Consider the following 1737-nt stretch of genomic DNA (forward strand, 5'->3'; position numbering starts at 1 on the left):
CATTTTTGGGATGTGAGTGGTTTCTTTCCTGAGAATGCTGGCTCCCCCAACCAGATGTCAATGCCCAAAGCGCCCATCCCTGGTAAGGGGTTCGTGAAATCGCGCTCAACTTTTGTCAGTCAACCAGATCAATGACCTGACGATGTTGATACAATTTTTCATAAAAAGGAAGACATTCTTCAAAAACGGGAATCAGTTTATTGGGCAAGTGAACCTCCTTTTCTTCATAGGGTAGAAAACTTGCCGATTGATCAATATTGGAGTACCAGCTTGTCATGGGCAAGTCCCCTGTCCAGAGCCAAGGGAATGGATTATTAGAGTGATTGCTTTTTTCTAATCCCGGTTCCCAACTCAGCATTTTTTCAGAATAAGAAATTTCTAGGTCGCTACAGATTAAGCTTAAATAAGCTGGGGGATTTTTAATCAAGTCAGTAGAATCAACAACCAGAGGAGTTCTTCCCCTGAATTCTTCTACTTTTTTGAATAAATTGTAAACGTCTTTCATCCCAATTTCATTGGGAGTAACTTTGGAGCATCCTTTACTGTAGGACAGAATAATTTCCTGGGGATTTCTAATTAGAAAAAAATTATTGAGAGACTTGATCCAGTTTAGATCATCATGGGGCTGAACATGTTTAGCCATCTGCTTTTGAAATGAAAAAGAAGCCCCCTCTGGCAAATCGCTGGTCATCTGTTGAATAACTTTCTGATAGTCAGTTTCCCTGTGAGCAATCACAGCTTCCCTTTCAGGATGGTCAAAAGCATGATCCAAGAGATATGGAGCATACAGGGGTTCGTCAAAAATTATACATCCATCTAATTGCTCAAAAGACCGTGTAATTAATGTTGAACGACTTCTGGGACAACTCCACATTGTAATGTGTTTATGAGTGGACAGAGTGTTGATTAACATAAAACTTATCCAAACTATTACTTCGATTATATAGTGCTACGCGCATACGTTAGGACAATTTTTGAATGCAGCATCTACGCATTCTCTGACTGTTTTGAATTCTTTTAATCTTTGTCTCATCCATGTTTTTCAAACAGCCCACCAGTTCCTGGGGGGGCGACGATAGCGATTGAAACGATTGATACATCAAGAGTGTAACGATCTGTGGTAGAAAAAGATAGGTCTTTCATTGTCAATAAGACCTATCTGTTGAAAATGTTACCATTATTATATCAAAACCATCTAAAATTTAAACTAAAGGATCGTAATTCTATTTTAGCAAATATTGTAGTTATTCTACTACAATCAATCAAAAGAGTTAGCCTAGAAAAATTAGCCAATGCTTTACCTCTTGGAATAAAGTTTGAAAGTAGAAGAAAAAGACTACAGCGCTTTTTATCTTTACCAACTTTAAATTTTGAAACTATTTGGTTTCCTAGCTCTTTCTCTTTTTTTGTTTACTTTATTTGATATATTCCTATAGCCGAATAAGCAGCCGGAGATAATATAGAAACTTTTCGGGGACCTTGGCTAGTTAAACCAAAGATATTTTGATTTGAAAAATCCGCAGGTTTTAAAACCTCTCCCAGTAAGGCTTTGAAGCGTTTAGACTCTAATACTTCCTCCACTCTTTGATGGTGAGATAAGTGGTAATTCTCTTGGTGGTGCAGAAAACTCTGAGAAGTCTCAGGTTGAGAATAAACACGACCCTACTAAACTCAATTCGGTAGTTCCATTCATCCTGTTTTCGCAACGAAGCCGAAGCAGGGGGAGGATTGTATCTT

2 protein-coding genes are annotated in these 1737 nt (G+C 38.1%); one reads left to right on the forward strand and one right to left on the reverse strand.

Translation table 11 applies throughout. The features are described 5' to 3' along the window. Nucleotides 1–115: 115 nt before the first annotated feature. Nucleotides 116–913, reverse strand: coding sequence for a sulfotransferase-like domain-containing protein (locus F6K37_RS40930; protein ID WP_287257019.1), 798 nt, complete (start codon nucleotides 911–913; stop codon nucleotides 116–118). A gap of 204 nt (nucleotides 914–1117) precedes the next feature. On the opposite strand from F6K37_RS40930, the gene F6K37_RS40935 reads away from it, so the two are divergent. Then, the gene (locus tag F6K37_RS40935) at nucleotides 1118–1423 is read left to right on the forward strand and encodes a hypothetical protein (protein ID WP_502708408.1); all 306 of its coding nucleotides are present in this window, start codon (nucleotides 1118–1120) and stop codon (nucleotides 1421–1423) included. Nucleotides 1424–1737: the final 314 nt, after the last annotated feature.

It is taken from the genome of Moorena sp. SIO4E2 (assembly GCF_010671945.1).
GTDB classification, from domain to species: domain Bacteria; phylum Cyanobacteriota; class Cyanobacteriia; order Cyanobacteriales; family Coleofasciculaceae; genus Moorena; species Moorena producens.